Source organism: Primorskyibacter sp. S187A, from assembly GCF_049800955.1.
In the GTDB taxonomy this organism is placed as follows: domain Bacteria; phylum Pseudomonadota; class Alphaproteobacteria; order Rhodobacterales; family Rhodobacteraceae; genus JAKVBH01.
In genome coordinates this window covers 1,495,837-1,511,713 of the sequence record NZ_JBNAGA010000001.1, presented here as the reverse complement: position 1 = coordinate 1,511,713, position 15,877 = coordinate 1,495,837, and the positions used below count along the sequence as shown (strand labels likewise).

At 59.1% G+C, this 15,877-nt stretch carries 18 protein-coding genes; 13 read left to right on the top strand and 5 right to left on the bottom strand.

The genetic code is table 11. The features are described from left to right. Positions 1-92 precede the first annotated feature (92 nt). The 8 genes from ACP15S_RS07585 to ACP15S_RS07550 all read left to right on the top strand — a co-directional run bounded on the left by ACP15S_RS07585 (position 93) and on the right by ACP15S_RS07550 (position 7,688). On the top strand, positions 93-1,334 hold the full coding sequence (locus ACP15S_RS07585; protein ID WP_425038964.1) for an OmpP1/FadL family transporter: 1,242 nt from the start codon (positions 93-95) through the stop codon (positions 1,332-1,334). Between the two features lie 120 nt (positions 1,335-1,454). Next, complete coding sequence (locus ACP15S_RS07580; protein ID WP_425038963.1) at positions 1,455-2,360, top strand: DMT family transporter; 906 nt, start codon at positions 1,455-1,457, stop codon at positions 2,358-2,360. Between the two features lie 36 nt (positions 2,361-2,396). Next, positions 2,397-3,269, top strand: a complete 873-nt coding sequence (locus ACP15S_RS07575) for an ATPase (RefSeq protein WP_425038962.1) — start codon at positions 2,397-2,399, stop codon at positions 3,267-3,269. A 44-nt stretch (positions 3,270-3,313) separates the two neighbouring features. Then, positions 3,314-4,240, top strand: coding sequence for a homoserine O-acetyltransferase MetA (metA, locus tag ACP15S_RS07570; protein ID WP_425038961.1), 927 nt, complete (start codon positions 3,314-3,316; stop codon positions 4,238-4,240). 66 nt (positions 4,241-4,306) lie between these two features. After that, positions 4,307-5,296, top strand: coding sequence for an alpha/beta fold hydrolase (locus tag ACP15S_RS07565; RefSeq protein WP_425038960.1), 990 nt, complete (start codon positions 4,307-4,309; stop codon positions 5,294-5,296). Positions 5,297-5,349: 53 nt separating this feature from the next. Beyond that, positions 5,350-6,234 (top strand): polyphosphate kinase 2, encoded by an 885-nt coding sequence (ppk2, locus tag ACP15S_RS07560; protein ID WP_425038959.1) that lies wholly within the window; start codon positions 5,350-5,352, stop codon positions 6,232-6,234. Continuing rightward, positions 6,227-6,844, top strand: a complete 618-nt coding sequence (locus tag ACP15S_RS07555; protein ID WP_425038958.1) for a TetR/AcrR family transcriptional regulator — start codon at positions 6,227-6,229, stop codon at positions 6,842-6,844. Before ppk2 ends, ACP15S_RS07555 begins: the two co-directional genes overlap by 8 nt. Further along, positions 6,837-7,688 carry a sulfotransferase family protein gene (locus ACP15S_RS07550; protein ID WP_425038957.1) on the top strand — a complete coding sequence of 284 codons (852 nt, stop codon included), beginning with the start codon at positions 6,837-6,839 and terminating at the stop codon, positions 7,686-7,688. The genes ACP15S_RS07555 and ACP15S_RS07550 overlap by 8 nt, the downstream gene beginning before the upstream one ends. A gap of 4 nt (positions 7,689-7,692) precedes the next feature. Here the strand turns inward: ACP15S_RS07550 and ACP15S_RS07545 are convergent, their stop codons facing one another. From ACP15S_RS07545 to ACP15S_RS07530, 4 genes are all read right to left on the bottom strand, one after another. Further along, a complete protein-coding gene (locus ACP15S_RS07545) occupies positions 7,693-8,778 on the bottom strand; it encodes a glycosyltransferase family 2 protein (protein WP_425038956.1) in 1,086 nt (361 codons plus the stop codon). Positions 8,779-8,866: 88 nt separating this feature from the next. Beyond that, positions 8,867-9,355, bottom strand: coding sequence for a 30S ribosomal protein S9 (rpsI, locus tag ACP15S_RS07540; RefSeq protein ID WP_425038955.1), 489 nt, complete (start codon positions 9,353-9,355; stop codon positions 8,867-8,869). Next, the gene (gene rplM, locus ACP15S_RS07535; RefSeq protein ID WP_425038954.1) at positions 9,355-9,819 is read right to left on the bottom strand and encodes a 50S ribosomal protein L13; all 465 of its coding nucleotides are present in this window, start codon (positions 9,817-9,819) and stop codon (positions 9,355-9,357) included. Before rplM ends, rpsI begins: the two co-directional genes overlap by 1 nt. Positions 9,820-9,980: 161 nt before the next feature. Then, positions 9,981-11,390: a PLP-dependent aminotransferase family protein gene (locus ACP15S_RS07530; protein ID WP_425038953.1), complete on the bottom strand. Its 1,410-nt coding sequence runs from the start codon at positions 11,388-11,390 to the stop codon at positions 9,981-9,983. 97 nt (positions 11,391-11,487) lie between these two features. On the opposite strand from ACP15S_RS07530, the gene ACP15S_RS07525 reads away from it, so the two are divergent. The 5 genes from ACP15S_RS07525 to ACP15S_RS07505 all read left to right on the top strand — a co-directional run bounded on the left by ACP15S_RS07525 (position 11,488) and on the right by ACP15S_RS07505 (position 15,415). After that, positions 11,488-11,712, top strand: a complete 225-nt coding sequence (locus tag ACP15S_RS07525) for a DUF1127 domain-containing protein (protein ID WP_425038952.1) — start codon at positions 11,488-11,490, stop codon at positions 11,710-11,712. Between the two features lie 142 nt (positions 11,713-11,854). Beyond that, positions 11,855-13,204, top strand: a complete 1,350-nt coding sequence (aroA, locus tag ACP15S_RS07520) for a 3-phosphoshikimate 1-carboxyvinyltransferase (RefSeq protein ID WP_425038951.1) — start codon at positions 11,855-11,857, stop codon at positions 13,202-13,204. Beyond that, the gene (locus ACP15S_RS07515; RefSeq protein WP_425038950.1) at positions 13,204-13,713 is read left to right on the top strand and encodes a hypothetical protein; all 510 of its coding nucleotides are present in this window, start codon (positions 13,204-13,206) and stop codon (positions 13,711-13,713) included. Before aroA ends, ACP15S_RS07515 begins: the two co-directional genes overlap by 1 nt. Further along, complete coding sequence (cmk, locus tag ACP15S_RS07510) at positions 13,713-14,336, top strand: (d)CMP kinase (RefSeq protein ID WP_425038949.1); 624 nt, start codon at positions 13,713-13,715, stop codon at positions 14,334-14,336. The genes ACP15S_RS07515 and cmk overlap by 1 nt, the downstream gene beginning before the upstream one ends. Beyond that, positions 14,333-15,415, top strand: coding sequence for a hypothetical protein (locus ACP15S_RS07505; protein WP_425038948.1), 1,083 nt, complete (start codon positions 14,333-14,335; stop codon positions 15,413-15,415). Before cmk ends, ACP15S_RS07505 begins: the two co-directional genes overlap by 4 nt. Here ACP15S_RS07505 and ACP15S_RS07500 read toward each other — a convergent pair. Continuing rightward, positions 15,412-15,840 (bottom strand): PaaI family thioesterase, encoded by a 429-nt coding sequence (locus ACP15S_RS07500; protein ID WP_425038947.1) that lies wholly within the window; start codon positions 15,838-15,840, stop codon positions 15,412-15,414. The two genes, ACP15S_RS07505 and ACP15S_RS07500, sit on opposite strands and share 4 nt — an antisense overlap. Positions 15,841-15,877 lie beyond the last annotated feature (37 nt).

Here is a 15,877-nt window from a genome sequence, read left to right as displayed (position 1 = left end):
TGATATCGCGATGACGTATGGTCAAAGATTGACCCGCACGGCACCTGAGGCCTACCGTCGCACAAGGGATGAGAAACAAGGGATAACACCCAATGAAACAGGTACTTCTGGCCACGACCGCTCTTGGCCTGACGACAAGCATCGCAATGGCGGGCGGTATTGACCGCGCACAGCCGAACTACGGTGTGTTGTTTGAAAGCGGCAATACCGTGCAATTTGGATTTTCCTCGACCGCGCCAAGCGTAAAGGGTGAGCATCCAGCGGCCACGGCAACCGCTCTGAACGCAACGCGCGACAGCGAAAACATGGCCAACAACGAGAGCTTCTACAGCTTCGCGATCAAAACCGATCTGACAGATCAGCTGTCCTTCGGCTTCTTCATGGGGCAGCCTTACGGCGCCAATGTGGATTACACGCAAGGCATCTATTCCGCGGCCAATCCGGCTTTCACCACTGTGGACATCAATGGCGACACTATTCCCGATATCGCGGTATCAGGCAGCCAGAACCTGTCTGCGCGCTGGGAAAGCATCGGTTATGAAGCTGTCCTGCGCTACAAGTTCAACGAGCGGATCTCCGTGCACGGCGGTCTGCGCGCTGTGACGTCGCAAGCCCAGATCAGCCTGCCCGGCCAGCTTGTGGGCGCGGCATCCGGCGGCGCCTTGGGCGCGGATTATCAGGCAAACAGCTCCCGCGAGACGGACTTCGGCTACATCATCGGTGCGGCTTATGAAATTCCGGACATCGCCGCGCGCCTCGCGGTGACGTATCGCTCCGAGATCGAGCACGAGTTCGACGTGGACGAATCCGCGACAAACACGACAACGGTTCTGGCCACTGGTGCGCAAGCGATGAACACGCTGCTGTCGCAAAGCAGCAAGACCAAGATCAAGATGCCCCAATCCTGGACGATTGATTTCCAGACGGGTATCGCCGAGAACACCTTGCTCTTTGGCTCCGCGCGCTGGACAGAATGGACCGCGTGGGAAGTGCGCACCGATGGGTATGAAGACGCAACCAACGGTGAGATCACAGGGTTTGAAAACGACACCTGGAACTACACGCTGGGCCTCGGGCGTCGCATCAACGAGAAATACTCAGTCTTTGGCACTGTCGGCTATGAGGAAGCCAAGGGCGGCGATCTCAACCGGTTGTCCCCAACCGATGGCTCGACCTCCATTGGTCTCGGTGCGAGCTACACGTTCGAGAATGACATGGTTGTGCGCGCAGGCGTGCAGCATGCATGGCTCGGCGGTGGTGAGACCAGTGACGGGACGGAGTTTGAAGGCAGCACGGCAACAAGCTTTGGCATGACGCTCGGCTTCAAGTTCTAAGCCTTATTCCTTGCAGATGACGAAGGCCTCGCCCAACGGCGGGGCCTTTTTCGTCACGTCAGCTCGCGCAGCGCTCAAAAAGCGCAGAAAACAGAATACGCCCTCAGCTAACCTCCCCGCATGACACATCAAACATCCCTTTCAAACCGCGCCTGGGCAGAATTGATCCTGCTGGGCACCATCTGGGGCGGGTCCTTTCTCGCCATCCGCATTGCGCTGGATGAGGTGCCGGTCCTGACGTCGGTCTTTCACCGTGTCTTTTGGGCGGCACTCGCCCTTTGGCTGTTTGTCCTGCTGCGTGGCTTTCCCCTGCCCCGTGGCGCGCGGATCTGGGGCGTATTCCTTGTCATGGGGGCACTCAACAACGTCATTCCCTTTGGGCTCATGGCGTGGGGGCAACTCCACATCGAAACGGGGCTGACCTCCATCTTCAACGCCGCCACGGCCATTTGGGGCGTGCTTGTGGCCGCGATCTTTTTTGCGGATGAAAAGCTGGGGCCGCTCAAGCTCATCGGCGTCTCGCTGGGCTTTCTTGGAGTGGCAACGGCCATCGGCATCAACAATGTCGTCGATTTTGACATCCGGTCCCTCGCCCAGCTTGCTGTGCTCGCCGGAACCTTGTCGTACGCGCTGGCCTCGGTCTGGGCCCGCAAGATGATGTCAGGCCTGGCACCTCCTGTGGCGGCCGCTGGCATGCTGAGCGGCGCGACGTTGTGGATGATCCCGCTGGTGCTCATTGTCGATGGTCCGCCATCGCTCACGCTGCAAACTGACACGATGCTGGCCATTGGCTATTACGCGCTGATCGCAACGGGCTTTGCCTATCTCCTGTGTTACCGTGTTCTGGCCATGGCTGGCGCTGGCAATCTCATGCTCGTGACATTGCTGATCCCACCGGTTTCGATCACGCTCGGCGCTTTGGTGCGCGATGAGGTTCTCTCGCCAAACGCCTTTGCAGGATTTGCACTTTTGGCACTGGGCCTCGCTGTTCTGGATGGGCGCCTTTTCCGCCGCCGTGCAGGATGATAACAGGAGAGAAACAGCGAAGTGAGGCCCGGCCCGATGCTCTACTCTTCCGGCGATGACTGGCGTGCGGCAACGCATAAGCGTGTTCTCTTTTTCGGAATGTCCGGTCTGGGCAAGACCTATCTCTCCAATCTGCTCCGCGCGGGCGGCAATTGGTTTCACTACTCGATCGATTACCGCATTGGGACCCGCTACATGGGCGAGTTCATAACCGACAATGCGAAGGCCGAGGCCATGCGTGTGCCCTTCCTGCGCGACCTGTTGATGACAGATTCGATCTACATTGGCTCCAACATCTCTTTTGAGAACCTCAGCCCGGTGTCGACCTATCTGGGCAAACCGGGCAACACAGCCAAGGGCGGCGTTCCCATCGAGGAATACCGCAGGCGGCAAGGCCAATTCCGGCAGGCAGAGATCTATGCGCTGCTCGACACGGGCTATTTCATCGAACGCGCCGAGCGGCTCTATGGCTATCCCAACTTCATCTGCGATACCGGCGGCTCGATTTGCGAATGGGTCGATCCGGACAATCCCGATGATCCGGTGCTGAAACACTTGTCCGAGCAATGCCTGTTGATCTGGCTTCAGGGAACAGAGGATCACGCCCAAGAGCTTATTCGCCGGTTTGACAAAGATCCCAAACCGATGGCCTATCAGCCTGAGTTTCTCGATGATGTCTGGAGCAGATATCTCAGGGAAAACAATATACAGGAAGACGATGTTGATCCTGACACCTTCGTGCGCTGGACCTATTCACAGGCGCTGGCGCATCGCCAGCCACTCTACGCGCGCATGGCAGAGCAATGGGGCGTGACCCTGCCGATGTCAGCCGCCGCTGACATCTCTGATCCTGCCCGCTTTGACGAGGCGGTGGCCCGTGCCATTGATCTCAAGTCAGCCAAAGCCTAAATACCCCCTCCGATAAAGCGTAACCCCGTTTCAAAAGGCCTCCCATGCCAATCAAGCTGCCCTCTGATCTGCCCGCTTATGATGTTCTCACCCATGAGGGCGTCATGGTAATGGCGGAAGAACAGGCCGCGCGGCAGGATATCCGGCCCTTGCGCATTGGCTTGCTGAACCTGATGCCCAAGAAGATTGATACCGAGACGCAGTTCGCGCGGCTTATTGGCGCCACGCCGCTGCAGATCGAGCTGACCTTGATCCGCATGACGGAGCACGAGACGCGCAACACGGCGCCTGCGCATATGGAGGCCTTCTACCGCCCCTTTCAGGACGTGAAGAACGAATTCTTCGATGGCCTGATCATCACCGGTGCGCCGATTGAGCACTTGCCCTTTCAAGAGGTGACATATTGGGACGAGCTTGTTGAAATCATGGACTGGACCCAGACCCATGTGCATTCGACCTTCGGTGTCTGTTGGGGCGGCATGGCCATGATCCATCACTTCCATGGCGTGCAGAAACATATGCTGGAGGCCAAGGCGTTTGGCTGCTTCCGCCATCAGAACCTGACCCCGGCGTCGCCTTACCTGCGCGGTTTTTCCGACGAATTCGTGATCCCCGTCAGCCGCTGGACAGAAATTCGGCAAGACGAAGTGGATGCGGCGGGATTGACGACGCTCTTGGGGTCTGAGGATGTCGGCCCCTGCCTTATCGAGGATGCCGCGCACAAGGCGCTCTATATCTTCAATCATTTCGAGTATGACAGCGATACGCTCAAAGGCGAGTATGATCGCGATGTCGCCGCAGGGACGCAAATCAATGTGCCGATGAATTACTATCCCGGCGATGATCCCGCACGTCCGCCGCAGAACCGCTGGCGCAGCCATGCGCACCTGCTCTACGGCAATTGGGTCAACCAAATGTATCAAACAACGCCGTTCGACATCACCCAAATCGCGCACGGCACATCACGGTAACGTCATCATGCGCGCCTGTACCCCTTCATCACTGGACAGGCTTGCCTGCGGCATCATCTGTGGGGCATGGGTTTGAAGACAGCAATCACAACTCTGGCTCTCAGCGCGGCGTTTCTGGCGGGATGCGGAGCATTGGTGGACCGGCGTGCGGACCTGCGCGAAGCTGAAGCCGAGGCAACCTATGGGCCCGTGGGGCAGCTTCTCGATGTGAATGGCACAACGATCCACGCGCTTGTTCAAGGCGATGGGCCGGATCTCGTTCTTATACATGGCGCATCGGGAAATCTCCGGGATTTCACCTTCGATCTCGTGGACCGCCTGAAGGACCGCTACCGCGTCATCGCCTTTGACCGCCCCGGGCTGGGTTGGTCCGAGCGCCTGCCCGCCTATCGCAGCTTGCGCAACGTGCAAGGCGAAAGCCCGCGCGAACAGGCCCGCGCCTTGCAAGCAGCCGCGGATCAGCTTGGCGTGCAAAACCCCATTGTGCTGGGGCATTCTTTCGGCGGCGCTGTTGCGCTTGCCTGGGGTCTCGAACGCCCCGCAGACACTTCCGCGATCGTGGCCCTTGCGGCGGTCTCCAACCCCTGGCCGGGTGGGCTTTCTGGCTTTTACCGGCTGACTTCCAGCCGCTTGGGTGGTGCGGTGGCCGTTCCCCTGATCACGGCCTTTGCGCCGCGCAATCGGGTGGATGATACAGTCGCGTCGATCTTCACGCCTGATCCTGTGCCATCGGGTTACAGCCGCCACGTCGGCGCGGCGCTGTCGCTGCGGCGCACATCATTGCGCGCCAATGCCCAGCAAATCTGGACCTTGCGGCCGCATATTGTTGAGATGTCAGAGCAATACGCCGATACATTGACAATGCCCGTTGAAATTCTGCACGGCAGCGCTGACGAAATTGTTCCCGCCACGGTGCATGCCGATGTCTTGGCGACCCAATTGCCCAACGCAGAATATACCCGCATCGATGGGCTTGGGCATATGCCGCAACATGCCGTGCCCGATCAGGTCGAAGCCATTATCGACCGGGCTGCGGCACGCGCGGGTCTGCGTTAACCCCCTTAACATTGCGACCAGAAGCGCTTAGCTATGGGGCAAAGGAAGACCCCATGACCAAACCTTTCGACGCAGCCATCAGCCGCTTCTTCACCGATGATGCCCCCACCGAGATTCGCAATGCGATCCAGCGAGCCGAAAAAGGCGAGATCATTGACACAAGCTATCCCTATTCCGACCGTATGCCGCGCAAGGCCTATGAAAAGGAGCTCGCGCTGTTGCAGATTGAGCTCGTCAAGATGTTGGCCTGGGCCAAAGACAGCGGCGCGCGTATTGCGGTAGTCTTTGAAGGCCGTGATGCGGCGGGCAAAGGCGGGACGATCAAGCGCTTTCGCGAGAACCTGAACCCGCGATCCGCTCGCGTTGTGGCCTTGTCCAAGCCAAGCGAGAAAGAGGCCAGCCAATGGTATTTTCAGCGCTACGTCAAACATATGCCGTCAGGCGGCGAAGTCATTTTCTTTGATCGAAGCTGGTACAACCGCGCCGTGGTCGAGCATGTGTTTGGATTTTGCACAGACGCGCAGCGCGCGCATTTCTTCGATCAGGTTCCCGCCTTCGAGAGCATGCTGGTGGACGAGGGCATCACGCTTGTGAAGCTGTGGCTCAATGTCGGGCGCGCCGAGCAACTGCGCAGGTTTCTGGCCCGCGAAGGCGATCCTTTGAAACAATGGAAGTTGAGCTGGATTGACGTGGAAGGCCTCAAAAAGTGGGACGCTTATACGCAAGCCATCAGCGAAACCTTCGAGCGGACCCATTCCGAGATCGCGCCCTGGACCATCATCAAGACGGATGACAAACGCCGCGCGCGGCTCAATGCCATCCGGCATGTCTTGCGCCAAATTGACTATGCCGGGCGCGACGATAAAGCTCTCGGCACCGTAGATCCGCTTGTCTGCGGTGGACCTTCCTTATGGGAGGCGCGCGTCGCGGATGCCTAAACGCGGCTACCATCACGGAAACCTGCGGCAAGCCCTGGTCGATGCGTCGCTCACGCTGATCGAGGAGCGCGGCCCGACGGGTTTTACGCTGTCTGAGGCTGCCAAGACCGCGGGCGTCACCCCCGCCGCCGTTTATCGGCACTTCGAGGGCCGCGAAGACCTCATCGCGGAGGCCGCGCTGCAAGGCTATGAGATGTTCGCCGATCTGATGGCACATGCCTATGATGACGGGCGTCCCTCAGATCTTGCGGCCTTTGAGGCCACGGGCCGCGCCTACCTCGCTTTTGCCCGCAAGTTTCCCGGCCATTACATTGCCATGTTCGAAAGCGGGATCTCGGTCAATCGGACGCCGGAGCTGGCCGATGCGTCTTCCCGCGCGCGCGCCGTTCTGGAGCGCGCCGCCGAAGCGCTTTCACAACACATTCCCGAAGACAGACGGCCGCCGGCAGCGATGTTTTCCGCCCATATCTGGGCCATGAGCCACGGGGTTGTTGAACTCTTTGCCCGGGGGACGCCCGGGCGCGCCTCTCCCTATCCGCCGGAAGATCTTCTGGAGAGCGGCATCGGGATTTACTTGCGTGGCCTGGGGTTGTTGCCGCCCGATGACTGACAAGACCTTCTTTCTGGGCCTTGGCGGCCAAAAATGCGGCTCCAGTTGGATGCAGGCCTATCTCGCCCGTCAGGACGGGAGCGACTTCGGGCGCCTTGGGGAATACCAGATCTGGGAATCAGACCTGGGCTCCGTCTTTGCCCGATACAAAGTGGCCAAACCCTCTGCGTTTGAGCTGGTGCGCGCGCGTGCGAAGGAAAAGCTGGGCGCGGCCGTTCCGAAAGACTATCTCCGCTGGCAGATGCAAACGGATCGAAGTCTTTATTTTGATTATTTTCAAAAGCTTCTCAAGCAAAGCTCAATTGACCGTACCGGCGATATCACCCCGTCCTACGCGGCCCTTCCCGCGCCCATGTTGGCCGGAATCCGCGATGGCTTTGCTGCGCGGGACATCAAGGTGCGCGCCATGTTTTCCATGCGTGATCCGGTGGCGCGGCTCCGCTCGCATCTCAAAATGGAAATGGCGAAAGGGCGGATTGACGAGACGGATGAGATCTCTGCTCTGGACGCCTTCTTCGCAGGGCCTGAAGCCGCCGCGCGCATGCGCTATGACTTGACCCTCGCGGCCATGGAAGAGGTTTTCGCCCCCCAGGATCGCTTCATCACGCTTTTTGAAACCCTTTTCACACCCGAAGGTGTCTCTGAATTCGCGCAATGGGCCGATGTGCCTTTAGAGCCGGAGGCCGGATCGGTTTCAGTGAATGCGCGTGGGTCCGGCAAAGAGACCTTGCCGGATAGCCTGATGGCAAAGATCGCCCTGCATTACCGCCCGGTGTACGAAGCTGCGGCGCGCCGGAAACCGGAAATCGCACGTCTCTGGCCGTCTGCGGCTTACGTTTTGTGAGCACTCACCACTTCATCAATCCGCAATCGATCAGTTGCTGCGGGTTTTCGTATTTCTGCGATCGCTCGGTCAGGAAGCCATCCTCCACACCATCCATCGCATCGAGCAAACGCCGATAGTAATTGTACTTTGCCGCGCCTTTCACATGGGCTTTCCATTTGCGCGCATTCTCGATCTTCTGCGCAAAATTGGACGTGAAGACGAAATGCGCCAGCGTCAGCAAAATCTCTCCGGACGGCGGAACAATCGCGTCGTGACAGGAAAACATGAAACTCTCATCGGTGCGGCGCAGGATCGGCGTCTTGTGACGCGCGGAGCGGTTAAACCCTTGATCGCGCTTTTCTTTGGAGGACAAGTAGATCTTCTCTCGCAGAGTGTTGCGCTCGATGATCGGATCGATCTTGTAATCCTCGAAGAGCCGCATTGATTTGGACGGTGTGTGAAAGACAGGCTTGCCCTTCTTGTCGAGTGGCGCCATCGGATCGAACAAATCCTCGGCTTCAAACCAGCCGTATTCCTCCATCAAACCCTCAAACGTACTCGGCAGGGGCTTTTTGAAACTCTCGGTCGAGCGCGGGAAGAACTCGACAACTGTTGCATAGAGCCCGGTGCTTTCGAGCGCGTCGATCCTGTCATGAACCTCGCTGATGTGGCTCACGCCCGGCGGCAGCAACAAGAATTCATCGGCGTCATAGTATCCGACGATTTTACCGGGCAGAAAGTGATGCGGGATCGCCATTTTCGAGAAGGTGCCAAACCGCGTCTCGCGCTGGTTTTTATGTGTGGGCCCGGTGTATTCCAGCTCCTCACCAAAAGTCATCGTGGTGTGGATCACGATGCAATCATCCTGCGCGGTCAGGTATTCGAAGGTTCCATCATCAGATTGATCATCAAAAAACAGGAATTGCTCATACCCGATACTGCGGTAGTAGCCCAGGAATGCGGGGATCAGGCCCATCTCATTCTTGACCGGAATGAAGAGCGAGATTTTGTCCGGATCCACGTCGCCATGCACAGCTTTGATCAACTGTCCCACATCCGGGATATCGTATTTCGGAAGCACCGGCGGTTTGGTCTTGAACAGCTTCATCCGTCTCACCCTCATATGGCCCCAGAAAAAAAGGGGCCCGTTGCGGCCCCTTTTAATCTCAGCATGTGCCTTTGAAAAGGCGACAAGATTAACGCTTGGAGAACTGGAAGCTCCGGCGCGCCTTGCGCTTACCGAATTTCTTACGTTCCACGACGCGGCTGTCGCGCGTCAGGAAGCCAGCGGCTTTCAGCGCACCGCGCAAGCTGGGATCATACAGCTGCAGCGCCTTGGAAATGCCGTGCTTAACCGCACCGGCCTGACCGGAAAGACCGCCGCCTTTAACCGTCGCGTTGACGTCGAACTGATCTTCCACACCGGCCACGGTAAACGGCTGGCGCAGGATCATCTGCAGAACGGGACGCGCGAAATAGGCGTTCATTTCCTTGCCATTCACGACAACCTTGCCGGAGCCCGGCTTGATCCAGACGCGGGCAACCGCGTCTTTCCGCTTGCCTGTGGCATAGGCACGGCCCAGCTCGTCACGGACGGGCTCGCGCGCTTCGACGAGGGCTTCGACAGGAGCGGCATCGCCCGCTGCGGCGCCCAGCTCTTCGAGAGAATTGATTTGATCAGCCATTATTTCGCCACCCGCGTGTTCTTCGAGTTCATCGACTTCACGTCGAGCACTTCTGGGTTTTGCGCCTCATGCGGGTGATCACCACCGGCATAAACGCGCAGGTTTGTCATGATCTGACGCGACAGGCGGTTGCCTGGCAGCATCCGCTTGACGGCCAATGTGACCACGCGCTCAGGATGATCGCCTTCAAGGATCTGCTCCTTGGTGCGCGACTTGATGCCACCGGGGTGGCCTGTGTGCCAGTAGTGGTTTTCCTGACGCTTGTTGCCCGTCAGCTGGACTTTTTCAGCGTTCACGATGATCACGTTGTCACCGCAATCCATGTGGGGCGTGAAGGACGGCTTGTGCTTGCCGCGAAGACGCATGGCGACGATCGATGCAAGACGGCCCAGAACAACGCCTTCAGCGTCGATCACGATCCATTTCTTCTCGATGTCTGCTGGCGTTGCAGAGAAGGTTTTCATGGGTTTACCTAGCGATTGAAGGGGCGCGCGCCCCGGACATTCAGATTGCGTGGTTATAGGCATGCCTTTTTTTCGCGTCAACGGCGTGAAGGGCTAATTATCTGTTTGAAAACAACGCTTTGCAATTTAGGTATAATAATACCCCAATAAACTTTAAGAATCTAAACTCCAATGCGTTCAGGTGGTTCATCCAGCAAATCGCGTAGGATCTGCATCGCGTTGCAGAACCGTTCCAAAGGGATTTGTGCATTGACCGCAATGCGTACGGCATGGGGCGCGCGGGCGTCACGACCGGCGAAATCCTCGGACGGCCTGATCTTGACGTCTGCCTCTGCCGCCGCCTGGCAAAACGCGGAGGCGCGCCATCCTTCGGGCAATTGCAACCAAAAGAACGGGACATCCTCTCTCCACCGAAGCTCATACCCGCCCAGATGATTCACCGCCTCGCGGATGTACAGCCCCATATGCGAGACAACGCCCTGTGCCAGCGTCTCGATCTGCGGATGCGCCAGCAGTTTGGCCGTTAAATCCGCCAACGGGGTCGCCAGACCGAAGAAGCCATGTTCAGCGGAACGTCTGAGTCCCGCGCCTTGCCCGTCGGGTGCCACAGCAAAGCCAATGCGGAGCGATGGCGTGATCGTTTTGGAGATGGACGAGACATACCAGCCACGCTCAGACGCAAGCATCCGATAGGTCGGTGCGCGCGCAGACCCCATGCGGTAACAATCGTCTTCGACAATCTGCACGTTCTGCCGCCGTGCGATCTCGACCAGATCGCGTCTGCGCTCCAGTGGTGTGAAAATCCCCGTCGGATTGTGCACTTCAGGAGAGGTACAAAGCACTTGAGCTGTGTGCAAACGCGCGGCGGCTTCAAAAGCCTCCGGTACAATTCCATGCGCGTCCATGGCGACCGGAACAACTTTGGCCCGCAACAAGTCCGCCGCACGGCGAAAACCGGGATAGGCCAACTCCTCTACCAGAATAACCGGGTTGGAACCCTTCAGGAGCGTTTGCAGAACCAGCGAAATACCGTTTTGCCCGCCATGGCTCAAAACAATATCCTCTTGTTCCAGAGGTCCCAGAGGGGTCCCTTGCAGCCATTGCACGACGGCATTCCGCGCCGGTTGAAATGCGCGTCTGTTGGGGTAATGCATGAGGCCAGAGGGGGGATCATGCGCCACCTCTGCCATGAGCTGGCGGATCAGTCCCGCCTGCCCCACATCTGGCAATGCAGGCGACATCAAATTGATATCCGGCGTATTTCCTCCGGACCCATGCGGCACAGCGTCCACTTCGAGAGGACTCATCTCAACGCGAGGCACGGATCTCTCAGCCACGAATGTGCCGCGACCAACGGTTGCCTCAAAGATGCCTGCATCGGTCAGGATGGAATAGGCCCGCGCTACAGTGCCCGGTGTGATCCCAAGGTGGAACGCCAATTCACGCACGGGCGGAAGCTTGGAGCCTGCTGTTAGAGCGCCTTGTGTCACACCGTCTTTCAGGGCGGCGGCCAGCGCTTTGTATTTCGGGCCGGGGAAATGCTCCAGAGTTGGCGTCCAAATTGTATTCATTACAATAAATCTCTAGCTCGGTCACTCTGAGTCAATGTATCAATTATTCATGGCGCATTCGCCATATTGTGTCAATACAATTTGGAAAGGACATCCCATGACACAGCTACAGCCCGCCTCCGCGTTGACGTATCTGCAAAACCGCCCGCTGACACCCGCGGCGTCGGTCGCGCTCTTTGTGGCTGTTGCTCTCGTGTCCTGGGCCGAGCGTCGTCGCACACGCATAGCTCTCAAACATCTCGATGATCATCTTCTCGATGATATCGGCGTCACGCGCGCTCAAGCCTCCAAGGAGGTTGAGCGCCCGTTCTGGCAAGGCTGATTCCCCGGTCTGGCCAGACCTCTTCCCTTGAGGCGCCTTCGGGCGCCTCTTTTTTGTTCGAAACCATCGATTTTCAAGACGTGTGGACGCCCCCGCCCGGCCTTGCTATCAGGGCCGCGCAATTCTGAACAAAGGACGCACAATGTCGGCCCATGGCGCGCCAATCCCCATGACATCCCATCCCTGCACAGCCCTGCAGGGCACGGCCCATGTCCCGGGTGACAAGTCGATTTCCCATCGCTCCCTGATCCTCGGCGCCATGGCCGTTGGGGAAACGGTCATCACGGGTCTGCTTGAGGGCGACGATGTCTTGGACACAGGCAAAGCGATGCGCGCCTTTGGCGCTGATGTGCAGCGTGACGATGACGGGACGTGGCATGTGCGCGGCGTGGGCGTCGGTGGATTTGCCGAGCCTACCAACGTCATTGACTGCGGCAATTCCGGAACGGGTGTGCGCTTGATCATGGGGGCCATGGCCACGACCCCGATCACGGCCACCTTCACCGGAGACGCAAGCCTCAACAAACGCCCAATGGCGCGGGTTACGGATCCCTTGGCTTTGTTTGGAACGCAAACCGTGGGCCGCAGCGGCGGCCGATTGCCCATGACCCTCGTGGGTGCCGCAGAACCCACCCCGGTGCGCTACACAACGCCGGTGCCTTCGGCACAGGTTAAATCCGCTGTTTTGCTGGCAGGGCTCAATGCACCCGGCCAGACCGTCGTGATCGAGAAAGAAGCCACGCGTGACCATACCGAACGCATGCTCGCAGGTTTTGGCGCGGAGATCACAACAGAAGAAACTTCGGACGGCCATGTGATTACGCTGACGGGCCAGCCCGAACTTAAGCCTCAAACCATCGCCGTACCGCGCGATCCGTCCTCTGCGGCTTTTCCGATCTGCGCGGCCCTGATCGTTCCGGGATCTGATGTACTGGTGCCGGGTATCGGGCTTAATCCGACCCGCGCCGGTCTGTTTTATACCCTGCAAGAGATGAACGCGGATCTGACCTTCGAGAACATGCGCGAGGAAGGCGGCGAGCCTGTTGCGGACCTGCGTGCGCGGTATTCACCGGAGATGCGCGGCATCGATGTCCCGCCGGAGCGCGCGGCTTCCATGATCGATGAATATCCGATCCTCTCGGTCGTGGCCGCCAATGCCACGGGCAAGACCATGATGACGGGTGTCAAGGAATTGCGCGTCAAGGAGAGCGACCGGATTGAGGCCATGGCAACCGGGTTGCGCGCCGCAGGCGTTACGGTCGACGACGGGCCGGATTGGTGGTCGGTTGAGGGCTGTGGTGCGGGCCAGGTTACAGGCGGCATGACGGCGGCGAGCCATTTGGATCACCGGATCGCAATGTCCTTTCTCATATTGGGCATGGCCGCAAAAGCGCCTGTCGCAGTGGATGATGGCGGTCCCATCGCCACGTCGTTCCCCATTTTTGAAGGTCTGATGGCAGAGTTGGGCGCAGATCTTCGCCGGGACGCGTGATGACCGCCGCGAGGGTGCGCAGTGTTCTGGCCATTCTGTCAGCGCTTTTGTTTGGCGCGCTGATATGGCTGTCCGCCACCTATCTGACGCCGCAGGGCTATGACACATTTGATGGCAGCCCCCTTGGCTATGACCTCACCTATGCGCGCGAATATCTCAGTGCCTTGCAGGATACCGATGGCGCATTGGCGCTCTATACGGGCCCTGTGCGTTTGCTGGATACTGTCTTTCCGGTGGTGTTCACGGGGCTTCTCGTCATGATGCTGCATCACGCCAGCCGGACATGGAGCCTGGTTCCCCAGCTCTTTTTGTTTCTCATACCGGGCACATATCTCGTGATGGATCTCGCCGAAAACGCGCTGGTGGGGCAGATCCTGAGCACCAATGTGCAAGAGTTACGCGCAGATCTGGTCAATCAGGCCAGCGGCTTTACCGTGTCAAAATATATTGCACTGGGCGCCTCGGTGCTGGCACTGGTAGCTGTAAAGATCGGTGCACGGGGAAAATAATGGCATTTACGATTGCGGTGGATGGACCTGCTGCCTCTGGCAAGGGCACGATCAGTCGGGCATTGGCGGAACAGTTGGGGCTTGCGCATCTCGATACCGGCCTGTTGTACCGGGCCGTGGCTGCGGCCACGTTGCAAGGTGCCACCCCCGTCGCGGCCGCCCGCGCTTTGGCGCCCTCGGATCTTGAGAATGAAGACTTTCTGCGCACCGCCGAGATCGCGCAGGAGGCGTCGAAAGTGGCGGTGATCTCCGAAGTGCGCGCGGCGCTGCTGGATTTCCAACGCGCCTTTGCCCGCAGGCAGGGGGGCGCGGTTCTGGATGGGCGCGATATCGGAACGATCATCTGTCCTGAGGCGGAGGTGAAGCTCTTTGTGACGGCCAGTGCAGAGGTCAGGGCGCGGCGTCGTTATCGTGAGCTTGCCGCGAAGGGCCATGACGTGACGCCAGAAGGCGTCTTGGAAGATGTGCAGGCCCGTGACGCGCGCGACATGAACCGCTCTGATGCACCGCTCAAGGCCGCCGCAGGCGCTGTGTCGATTGATACGTCTGACATGAGCATCACAGATGCCATTGAGGCTGCTCTTGCGCTTGCGCGCCCGGCGTTTGACGCGGCGGCGCGGTGAACTTTTCCAGCCTGACCCTGCCGCCCTCGCTTTGGCGCGAGAGCGCATTGGCCGAAAAATACCGTCCCGAAGGCTATCTCGACGCCTTTGATCACGACACGCTCTGGTATGATGCCATCGCGCGCCCCGATGGGCTTTTTCTCATCTGCCCGAAGTTGAACAACCTGCTGCCCGCCATGCGCAAGGTACGGTTTCGCGCAGACGGTGTGCCGCTCGGGCTGCGGCGCATCCGAAGGTACAAGCGCCACGATGTGGTTGAGCTGAGCCCGCCTGTCCGGCCTGCGCAGGTTCTGACCGTTTATCTGGAAGGCTGGCGCGGCGAAAGCGCTGTCAGTGCAGCGCAGCCCGAGCGCTTCGCAGGCAAGAACACCATGTTTTATGTCAGTCAGAACAATGACCTGTCCTGGCTTGTGGATCATGCGCTGTTTCACAAACGCCTGCACGGGGCGGAGGCGCTCATCGTGATGGACAATGACTCCACCGCCTATGGTGTGGATGACATCGAGGCGGCACTGGCGCCCACAGGGCTTGATTTACTGGTTCTGCCTGCGCCGTTTCGCTATGGGCCCGTGGGCCTGCCGCCGTTTCGGCGGCTCGAGAAGTTCATGCAGACCGCGCTCTTTAACGTGTTGCGGCTGCGCTATTTGAGCCAGGCACGGGCCATTCTCTCGGTGGATGTTGACGAACTGGTTCTGACCGACGGGCCGTCCATCTTTGACGCCGTTCAAGAGAGCCGATTGGGATTTATCCAGATCGCGGGGCAATGGCATCTGCCAACACCCGGCGCCACCGGTCCCTTCACACATGCCGACCACGGACAGACCGCCAATCCACCCAAGCCCTGCCCGCCCAAATGGTGCCTTAGGCCCGATGGGCTGATCGGCAATTGGTCCTGGGACATTCACGGGCTCGAACGCGCGCAGCTGTTGCACCGCCGCACGCATCCGGCATTTCGCTTTGCCCATTGTCGCGGCGTGACAACCGGATGGAAGAACCTCAACCGATTGAAAACGTCAAAAACTGTGATGCAAGATGCCCTCGCGCACCGCTGTTTTGAGCGCGCGGGCCTGTTGGACTAGGCCGATTTACGGGGCGGGATTGCATAGGTCAGCGACGCATGGGCCACTGGCGCATTCGAACCTTCCGAGAAGAGCAACACGTCCGTCACGCTTAAACTGCGCCCGATCTTGAGCACCCGCGCATGGGCAATGACATCCCGCTCCGCTTCGGGCTTACGCATGAAGTCGATCGAGCAATGGGTCGTCACGGTCAATGCCTCGCGCCCGATCCGCGCCATTGTCGCCACATAGGCGGCTACATCCGCCAGGGAAAACATCGCGGGGCCAGAGACCGTCCCGCCGGGGCGCAGATGGCTCTCATTTGCATGCAGACGCATCACCAGCAGGTCTTCGTCCATGGCATCGATGCCGAACATCCCCGCAACCTGGGGGAACACCTCATCAAGATACGCCGCCATCTCGGGAATGGTTAATTTGAGCGTCATTCTTGCCTCCTCACGCATTGCGGCTAAGCTGCACGGC

Bases quoted from the DNA above. Each gene is read 5' to 3' on its own strand.
- rplM (WP_425038954.1), bottom strand. From the start codon at position 9,819: ATGAAAACCTTCTCTGCAACGCCAGCAGACATCGAGAAGAAATGGATC.
- ACP15S_RS07550 (WP_425038957.1), top strand. From the start codon at position 6,837: ATGACTGACAAGACCTTCTTTCTGGGCCTTGGCGGCCAAAAATGCGGC.
- aroA (WP_425038951.1), top strand. From the start codon at position 11,855: ATGTCGGCCCATGGCGCGCCAATCCCCATGACATCCCATCCCTGCACA.
- ACP15S_RS07565 (WP_425038960.1), top strand. From the start codon at position 4,307: ATGGGTTTGAAGACAGCAATCACAACTCTGGCTCTCAGCGCGGCGTTT.
- ACP15S_RS07525 (WP_425038952.1), top strand. From the start codon at position 11,488: ATGACACAGCTACAGCCCGCCTCCGCGTTGACGTATCTGCAAAACCGC.
- cmk (WP_425038949.1), top strand. From the start codon at position 13,713: ATGGCATTTACGATTGCGGTGGATGGACCTGCTGCCTCTGGCAAGGGC.
- ppk2 (WP_425038959.1), top strand. From the start codon at position 5,350: ATGACCAAACCTTTCGACGCAGCCATCAGCCGCTTCTTCACCGATGAT.
- ACP15S_RS07530 (WP_425038953.1), bottom strand. From the start codon at position 11,390: ATGAATACAATTTGGACGCCAACTCTGGAGCATTTCCCCGGCCCGAAA.
- ACP15S_RS07580 (WP_425038963.1), top strand. From the start codon at position 1,455: ATGACACATCAAACATCCCTTTCAAACCGCGCCTGGGCAGAATTGATC.
- metA (WP_425038961.1), top strand. From the start codon at position 3,314: ATGCCAATCAAGCTGCCCTCTGATCTGCCCGCTTATGATGTTCTCACC.
- ACP15S_RS07585 (WP_425038964.1), top strand. From the start codon at position 93: ATGAAACAGGTACTTCTGGCCACGACCGCTCTTGGCCTGACGACAAGC.
- ACP15S_RS07575 (WP_425038962.1), top strand. From the start codon at position 2,397: ATGCTCTACTCTTCCGGCGATGACTGGCGTGCGGCAACGCATAAGCGT.
- ACP15S_RS07555 (WP_425038958.1), top strand. From the start codon at position 6,227: ATGCCTAAACGCGGCTACCATCACGGAAACCTGCGGCAAGCCCTGGTC.
- ACP15S_RS07545 (WP_425038956.1), bottom strand. From the start codon at position 8,778: ATGAAGCTGTTCAAGACCAAACCGCCGGTGCTTCCGAAATACGATATC.
- ACP15S_RS07515 (WP_425038950.1), top strand. From the start codon at position 13,204: ATGACCGCCGCGAGGGTGCGCAGTGTTCTGGCCATTCTGTCAGCGCTT.
- rpsI (WP_425038955.1), bottom strand. From the start codon at position 9,355: ATGGCTGATCAAATCAATTCTCTCGAAGAGCTGGGCGCCGCAGCGGGC.
- ACP15S_RS07500 (WP_425038947.1), bottom strand. From the start codon at position 15,840: ATGACGCTCAAATTAACCATTCCCGAGATGGCGGCGTATCTTGATGAG.